Annotated in this window: 8 protein-coding genes; 1 reads left to right on the top strand and 7 read right to left on the bottom strand. The window is 69.6% G+C overall.

Going from position 1 to position 7,822, the window contains the following annotated elements:
• The first annotated feature begins 118 nt into the window (after positions 1–118).
• Positions 119–1,165, top strand: a complete 1,047-nt coding sequence (locus N799_RS12040; RefSeq protein ID WP_036212828.1) for a DNA-binding protein — start codon at positions 119–121, stop codon at positions 1,163–1,165.
• Between the two features lie 25 nt (positions 1,166–1,190).
• On the opposite strand, the gene N799_RS12035 is transcribed toward N799_RS12040, so the two are convergent.
• The 7 genes from N799_RS12035 to N799_RS12005 form a co-directional block, all read right to left on the bottom strand.
• Complete coding sequence (locus N799_RS12035; RefSeq protein WP_052101516.1) at positions 1,191–2,384, bottom strand: hypothetical protein; 1,194 nt, start codon at positions 2,382–2,384, stop codon at positions 1,191–1,193.
• 28 nt (positions 2,385–2,412) lie between these two features.
• Positions 2,413–2,910 (bottom strand): hypothetical protein, encoded by a 498-nt coding sequence (locus N799_RS12030; protein WP_052101515.1) that lies wholly within the window; start codon positions 2,908–2,910, stop codon positions 2,413–2,415.
• Positions 2,910–3,605: a C39 family peptidase gene (locus N799_RS12025; RefSeq protein WP_036212826.1), complete on the bottom strand. Its 696-nt coding sequence runs from the start codon at positions 3,603–3,605 to the stop codon at positions 2,910–2,912. The genes N799_RS12030 and N799_RS12025 overlap by 1 nt, the downstream gene beginning before the upstream one ends.
• Before the next feature lie 11 nt (positions 3,606–3,616).
• Positions 3,617–4,033: a hypothetical protein gene (locus N799_RS12020; protein ID WP_152597954.1), complete on the bottom strand. Its 417-nt coding sequence runs from the start codon at positions 4,031–4,033 to the stop codon at positions 3,617–3,619.
• Between the two features lie 135 nt (positions 4,034–4,168).
• Positions 4,169–5,194 (bottom strand): hypothetical protein, encoded by a 1,026-nt coding sequence (locus tag N799_RS12015; RefSeq protein WP_036212823.1) that lies wholly within the window; start codon positions 5,192–5,194, stop codon positions 4,169–4,171.
• A gap of 440 nt (positions 5,195–5,634) precedes the next feature.
• On the bottom strand, positions 5,635–6,897 hold the full coding sequence (locus N799_RS12010) for a replication-associated recombination protein A (RefSeq protein ID WP_238978945.1): 1,263 nt from the start codon (positions 6,895–6,897) through the stop codon (positions 5,635–5,637).
• 133 nt (positions 6,898–7,030) lie between these two features.
• A complete protein-coding gene (locus tag N799_RS12005; RefSeq protein WP_152597953.1) occupies positions 7,031–7,771 on the bottom strand; it encodes a hypothetical protein in 741 nt (246 codons plus the stop codon).
• Positions 7,772–7,822 lie beyond the last annotated feature (51 nt).

The following is a 7,822-nucleotide window of genomic DNA, read 5'->3' as shown; positions in this document are numbered from 1 at the left end:
GCGGGATAATTCACCATTATCCCGCCTTAGAAAATGGTGTTCATCCCTTCCAGAAAAGCCATTGAGCTGTATGTAATTACATGGTATGTAATACGTTACGAAATCGTCCGGAGACACCATGGCACGCGGCGGCTTGTATAAATCCGATGTCCAGAAGGCCCGGGCGACATTGCTCGTACAGGGGAAGCACCCGTCGATCGACGCCCTGCGGGTGGCGCTGGGCAACACCGGCTCGAAGACCACAATCCATCGCTACCTCAAGGAACTCGAAGAAGAGGAAGGCGCCGGTGTCGGTGCGAAGGTCGCAGTCAGCGACGCGCTGCAGGATCTGATCGGCCGGCTCGCCGGCCGCTTGCACGAGGAAGCCGAGGCCCTGGTTGCCGAGGCGCGGCAGCGTTTCGACGCGCAATTGCAGGAGCGCAGCCAGGCACTGGAACGCCTGCAGCAGGAGACGGCCGCGCTGAGCGCCCAGCTCCAGCGCACCGAAACCGCCTTGCACGACGAACAGGTCACCCATGCCGCCACAGCACAAGCCCTGGCCGGAAGGGTGACTGAGGTGGCGCAGCTCGGCGAGCGCGTCGCCGGCCTGACCACGCGCCTGGCCGAGCATGAGGCTCATGTCGAATCACTGGAACAAAAGCACCAGCACGCCCGCGAAGCGCTGGAGCACTACCGGACCTCAGTGAAAGAGCAACGCGACCAGGAGCAACGTCGGCACGAGCATCAAGTGCAAGGGTTGCAGGTTGAACTCCGGCAGGCGAACGAAGGACTGACTGGCAAGAACCACGAGCTGATGCAGTTGAGTCGCGATAACGTGAAGATGGCGGTGCAGCTGGGCCAGCTTGAGAAGGAGCGCGGCCAGGCACGCGCTGAACATTTGCAGCTGCAGCACGAGATCGAAGAGCTGAAAGCTCAGGCCCAAGATCAGCAGACACTGGAAGCCTGCTGGTCCAAGGAGCTGCAGGCCAACGAACGACTCCGCACGGAGCTGGCGACTTCCCAGGCCGACCTGGAGGCAGAGCGCGACCGTCGACGGCTGTCCGAAGCGGACTTGTCACGCATGGGCGGACGTCTGCAGGCACTGGAAGAAATGCTTGCGAGGGTGCAGATGCCGCCGGAGGCTAAGGCTGCAAAGGCCGCGAAATCAGATCCGAGCCACTCATAGGATCCCTACGGCTTATGACCCAATTTTACCCGTATCCGGGTACGCCCCCGACTTCGCCGATCGGCTCGGTCGCGGTCTGCGGGAACTCCGGCGGCGCGCCGGTCAGCACCGTGCGCGAGACCCCATCGCGCTTGAAGTTGTGCAGGTAGCTGACGCTGCCGAAGAACACTACCGGGTCGGACGGGTACAGCCAGGTGATCCCCGGCTGGAGGGACGCGAAGCCGCTGCCGGTGGGCAGCTCCAGCGGCAGGCCGGTGCCGGTGGCATTGGCCACGCAGCGGGTCACGCAATCGGTGACGACCTCGAACGGATCCTTGCCGGTGCGGCTCTTGTAGCGCAGCCAGCCGACGTAGAAGGGTTTGTCCGGGCCGCCCCGGTTGAGCTGCATGCGCGCGGTCGCCTCGATGTCGCCCAGCCCCTTGCCGCTGGAGGTGAACACGTTCTCGACCGCGGTGCCGGTGAAGATCTCGCGGCTGACGGTGTCGCTGCTGCTGTAGACGTACGGCACCCGTGCTTCCAGTTCGAACCGGTTGCCGATGCCCATGCGCCCGGTGAGCGCCGCGGTACCGGTGCTGGTCTTGACCTGGCGGACGTCGATCAGGCCGATCAGGATCGCCGGGATGATGGTGTAGCCGACCAGCGCGACGCGGTTGCTGGAGGAGTAGCCGAACTGCAGCGAGGGTTCGAGGATGAACGTGCCCGCGGGGGTCAGCACGCCGGGCTGGTCGAAGATCTGCGCGACCTCGGGCGGGCGGAGGTCCTGCTCGGGGGCGCGGCCGACGGGCTGGTCGGGTGGCTCGCCCGCCTGCGCGACGGCGGTGGCAGCCGGAACGTGGGGGTCGGGCTCCACGTCGTCCTGCGCGCCGGGGGCGGATTGCGCGGCGACCGAGGCGGCCAGCGCAGCGGTGGCCGAGGCCGCGGTATCCATCGCGACCGGTGCGCCCTGCCCCGCGCCATCCGCGGTGCCGCGTGCGCGCGTCGTCGCCAGCCGCTCCATGTCGAGCGCGCGTTGCAACTCGGCGACGTTGTGCTCCTGCGCGGCGAGCTGGTCGCGCAGTTCGTCCAGCCGCTGGTTCTGCGCGTCGACCTGCTGTTGCAGCGCATCCAGCCGCGGGTTGGGCGACACGGCCTGCGCGCGCACCTGGCCGGCCACCGCGAGCGACAGGCAGTTGGCTATCACCACCGTGGCGACGGTGGCGCACCCGCTGTGATTGTTCATCGCGACGAGCCTGTCCTTGAGGTGGGTGTCAGGGCGAGCCGGGCGCCCGGTTGAGGGCGTCCTGCAGCGCGGCGCCGGCGTTGAGGTTCTGGAACATTCCGAGCGTCCCGACGCCAACGTCGAGCGTGGTCAGGGCGTTGATGCGGGTACCGTCCACCGTGTTCTGGATCACCACGCCATCGACCGTGCCTGATGGGACAAACGTGTTGCCGCCGCCGACCTGGACGACCATCCCCTGTTTCATTCGTGCAAGCTCCAGCGCCTGCTCCGGCGTGATCGCGCTGACGTCGGGGATGCGCACGCTGGCCTGCGCCACGAGATTGCCGTCGATGTAGACCAGCCGTTCGATGCCGAACGACAGCACCAGTCCCGACGGCAGCTCGAAGCCGCCGCGCATGTGGTCCAGCCGCTCCAGCGGCATCGCGACCCACTCGGGGCCCAGCGCCGCCCTGCCCTCGCCGGCGCAGACGCCGGCACTGGCCATCGCCAGCAACGCGGTGACGAAAGCCCGGCCGCCTGCGTCCATCAGCTGTCTCCCGGCCCGAACTTGGGAATCACGACATCCCCCAGTCCGCGGCGACCGACGCCCGTCTGCAGCGGCGCCGGGGGCGCGGTGCGCCAGTCGCGCGGCTGGTTGAAGCCGGCCAGCTCGCGGCGGTTGTGGATCACGAACAGCACGCCGTTGTCCCACAGCGCCTCGAAGCGCTCGCGCGACATCGCCCGGGTGCCGCGGGCGGGGTCGCCGAGCAGCACCCGGCCGTCGCGCACGCCCTTGACCACCACGAAGTGGCGGTAGCCGCGGTCGTTGAGCAGGACGATCGCCGGCAGGCCCTCCTCCTCCAGCTTGTCCAGCGGCAGCTCGAAACCGTCGGCGACGAAGCCCAGCGACTCCAGGTAACGCCGCATGTCGAGCAGCGAGAACCCTTCGGCGCGGATCCGCGCGCGATCGCCATCGCGGTACATCCGCACGAACACGTCCTGCTCGCTGACCGGATGCCCGTACTGGTAGGTCAGCAGGGTCGCGGTCGCCGCCGAGCCGCAGCTGAAGTCGTACTGTTGCGGCACCGTGGTTGCGTAGCGCGCTTCCTTCAGGCTGGTGACCTTTAGCATGTACGCCCCGCCCTGCGGCGTGCGCACGCCGAGCGACGACGCCGTCGCCAGGCACGGCAGCGCCAGCGCCAGCGCCAGCGCCAGCCCCGGCGCAAGGATGCCGGCGCGCATGCACGGTCGCCTCACGGGCCCGGGTCCCCGAACCGCACGTTGACCACGGTCGCGTTCTGGATCAGGACGTTGGAGCCGCTGTTCTGGATCGCGGTGTTGATGCCGCTGGCCCCGGAGAAGGCTTCGCCCGACAGCGTGTTATTGCCGCTGAGGATGCTCTCGGCGTGGTTGTCGGCCACCTCGCCGCTGGTGCGCGCGGTGTTCTCGACCAGGTCGAGGTCGACCCCGTCGCCACCGCGCAGGCGGTCGAGGCGGTCGAGGCCGAGCGCGGCGCCGAGGCCGGTGACCGGTGCCTGCCCGGGCGGTTCCACCGGAACGGACGCGGCGGGTTGAAATCCGTCGGGAGCGGCCAGCAGCGGCAGCGCCCAGCACGAGGCGACCGCCAGCAGGACGCCCCACGCGGGGCGGAGGAAGTTTCGGGGGCACATGTCGATACTCCTGTGCGGCGGTCCGCCGGTGCAGGGTGGCGGCAACGTCGCCGCTGCCGCCTTCCACGCTGCTCGATGGCCGCTGTCGGGCCCGCGTCGCGGCACCATGAGTGGCCGCGACGCGGGATGCACCGGTTACTGGCCGACGGTCAGGTTGGCCTGGACGGTGACGCCCTGCTGGATCAGCGAGGCCGCGCCACTGTTCTGCGCCACCACCATGATGCCGGCGGCCGCGTTGGCCGATCCGTTCATGTGGTTGGACATGTCGAAGCTGCCGGCGTCGTTGGCGATCGAGCCGCCGTTGCCGCCGCGCCCGCCATCGCCGCCGTTGCCGTTGCCGCCGTTGCCGTCGCCACCGACGCCACGGCCGCCATCACCGCCACGGCCGGTGCTGGCCACCGCGTTGCCGCTGCTGCCGGAGTCGCTGGCACTTGCGTCGCCGCTGTCGGCGCTCGCGGTCGCCGAGGAGTCGGAGTCGCCCGAGTCGGCATTGGCGTCGGAGTCGGCATCGGCATCCGCGTCGGCGTCGCCGTTGTTGTCCTCCAGCGCGGCCGCGATCGCCGCCGCGATCGAGCCGGCGGACGCGTCGCTGTCGGAATCGGCATCGGCATCGGAGTCCGCGTCGCCGCTGTCGGCCGACGCGCTGCCCAACCGGAGGCTGGCCGCGGTCGAATCGCCGCTGTCGGCGCCATCGCCGCCATCGCCGTCGCCACCGTCGCCGTCACCGCCGAAGCCCCAGCCGCCCATGCCGCCGTCGCCGCCATCGGCGTCGCCGCTGTTGCCGGCGAAGTTGCCGATGTCGCCCACGCCGACGCCGCTGACCGAACCGTTGAGCTCGGTGGACGCAACCGCGACGTTGGTATTGAACGAGCTTTCCCAGTTGGCCGTCGCGTTGCTGTGGTTGTTGGCCGCCGCGTTGCCGAGGCCGTCGGCGTTGGCTTCGCCGTCGTTGTTGCGGTCGTCGCCGCTGTGGTCGTCGGTCTGCGACGCGTCGAGGTCGAGCGCCAGGTCGAGCGCGGTGCTCTGGTCGTTGTAGCTGTCGTCGATGTCCTGGTCGAGGTCGCCGTTGCCGGTTTCGTCGGCCGACTGAGCCCACGCGGGGGCGGTGAAACCAAGCGCCAGGAAGACCGCTGACGCCACCAGTGTTTTGCGAATGCGCATGTCGTTCTCCTTTAAAGGGCGTCGGCCGGGTGCGGGGGGATGCGCCCGGCGATGACGCACTGGGAGATACGCATGGGCGATGCCACGCCGGTGCCCACGCGCCACGAGCCGGCTCTGGCGGGGGCGATGGGGTGGCTGGGGTCCTGTGAAGCCGGGAGCGCCGCGTCGCGGTTCCCCTTTATGGAGAAGAAACGTTTCAGACGTGAAACGCGGCGCGCGGAGCAGACCGTTCGCGCACCAGGCTTGGCACGGCGGCGCGGGCTGGCCTCGGGACCGCCTTGAACCGCCGGCGGCTGTACAGCTTGACGTTGCAGAAGCGATACGCCGACCGGCTTTGCGCCCCGACAGGGCCTCATGGATATAAAGAGATCAGTTACTTACGAAATAAACATGAAGCGGATTCGTGGTTTCGGCAGGGTTACCCCGCGAGTCCTTCGCTCTCAGCCCCGCCGCGCCCTCTCGCGCGCTTCACGCAGGCGCCGGAGTTTTTCCCCGAGCTTGATCTCCAGCCCGCGCTCGACCGGTTCGTAGTAGGTGCGTTCGCCCATCGAGTCGGGGAAGCCGGTCTGGTCCAGCGCGATGCCGCCCTCGGCGTCGTGGTCGTACTGGTAGCCCTTCGCGTAGCCAAGCTGCTTCATTAGCCGGGTCGGCGCGTTGCGCAGGTGCAGCGGCACGTCCTGGGTGCCGTACTCGGCGACATCGCGGCGCGCGGCCTTGAAGGCGACGTAGGCGGCGTTCGACTTGGCGGTGCTGGCGAGGTAGATCGTCAGCTGGGCCAGCGCGAGTTCGCCCTCCGGACTGCCGAGCCGCTCGTAGGTGTCCCAGGCTTCCAGCGCCATCGTCTGTGCACGCGGATCGGCCAAGCCGATGTCCTCGGTCGCCATCCGCGTGAGCCGGCGGGCGAGGTAGGCCGGGTCGCAGCCGCCGTCGAGCATCCGCGCCAGCCAGTACAGCGCGGCGTCGGGGTTGGAGCTGCGCACCGATTTGTGCAGCGCCGAGATCTGGTCGTAGAACTGCTCGCCGCCCTTGTCGAACCGGCGCGTGCGGTCGGCCAGCACCTGGGCCAGCGTCGCTTCGGTGATGCCCCCGCCTTCGGCGAGTTCGGCGGCGATTTCCAGCAGGGTCAGGCCGCGGCGGACGTCACCGTCGGCGGCCGAGGCGATCTGCTGCAGCGCCTCCTCGGACACGTCCAGCCCCTGCCCGCCCAGGCCGCGCTCGCTGTCGGCCAACGCGCGGCGCAGCGCCTCGCCGATGTCCTCGGTCGACACCGCCTCCATTACGTGCACGCGGCAACGCGACAGCAGCGCGGAATTGAGTTCGAACGAGGGGTTCTCGGTGGTGGCGCCGACGAACAGGATGGTGCCGCGCTCGATGTGCGGCAGGAAGGCGTCCTGCTGCGCCTTGTTGAACCGGTGCACCTCGTCGACGAACAGCACCGTGCGCCGGCCGTCGGCAAAGCGTTGTGCGGCTTCGGCCAGCACCACGCGCACGTCGGGCAGGCCCGACAGCACCGCCGAGATGGCGCGGAACTCGGCGTCGGCGTACTTGGCCAGCAGCAGCGCGAGCGTGGTCTTGCCGCAGCCCGGCGGCCCCCAGAGGATCATCGAGTGGACGCGGCCGGCCTCGACCGCGCGGCGCAGGGCCGAGCCGGGCGCGAGTAGGCGCCGCTGGCCGACCATCTCGTCCAGCGTCTGCGGGCGCATGCGCTCGGCCAGCGGGCGCAGCGCCTCGCTGGCCGGATCGTGGCCGAGCAGGTCTGGGGCTGATGCAGGGGTTTTGCGGGGTGGCACCGTGTCGCTCATCCGTCGGGCGGACGGACACGATAGCCGACCACGGTCAGCGGATCGCCACCGCCGTGTCGGCCTCGTCGGCCCAGTTGGAGGTGGTGCCCAGTTCGTAACGCACCCGCACCCACTCGTCGGCGGTGCGGTCGTACAGGGCGCGGACCTGCGCCGGCGTGGTGCCCTCCCCGGCGAACTCGGCGGTGCCGGTCGCCTCGATCCGCAGGAAGCGGCTGCCGGCCTCGGCGGCGGTCACCCGGGTGGTCACCAGTTCCACCTGCTGGCTGGCGAACTCGCTGGACAGTTCGGCGTTGACGCGGGCGTCGAGCTCGGCCGCCAGCGGCGACTCGAGCGGGATCGTATCGGTGCCGGGGTGCGCGTCGCCGAGGCGCAGCGCCGGGACGCCGGCCGACGCGTTGGTCGTGTCGTACAGCACCTCGAACTGGAACGCGATCCATTCCGGGTCGCCACCGATACGCAGCCGGCCCTCGCCGCTCACGGTGCGGTCGCGGATGCTCGCGGGGGCGACCGCCACGTCGTCCAGCGTCACCTCGACCTTGCGCTCGCCGAACTCGGTCGCCACCGCGCCGATGACCGCGGCGGCCACCGCGGCGTCCATCGCCTGATCGCCCTGGATCCGCGATTCGGCATCGTCGACTTTTGCCTGCGCCTGCACCCAGCGGGCATCGGGCGCGGTGGTCGCCGGCTGCGGCTTCTGGGCGATGGCGACCGACGTGGCGACGCCGGCGGCAGCCATCATGGCAACGAGGACGGTTTGACGGAGACGACGGTGCATTGCGGGTTCCTGCGGCGCCGAACGCGGCGCATGGGGCCCACTCTGGCGAAG

The sequence above is a fragment of the Lysobacter arseniciresistens ZS79 genome (genome assembly GCF_000768335.1).
Classification (GTDB): Bacteria; Pseudomonadota; Gammaproteobacteria; order Xanthomonadales; family Xanthomonadaceae; genus Novilysobacter; species Novilysobacter arseniciresistens.
The sequence above is the reverse complement of the archived record's forward strand: the minus strand, read 5'-3'. Positions and strand labels throughout refer to the sequence as shown.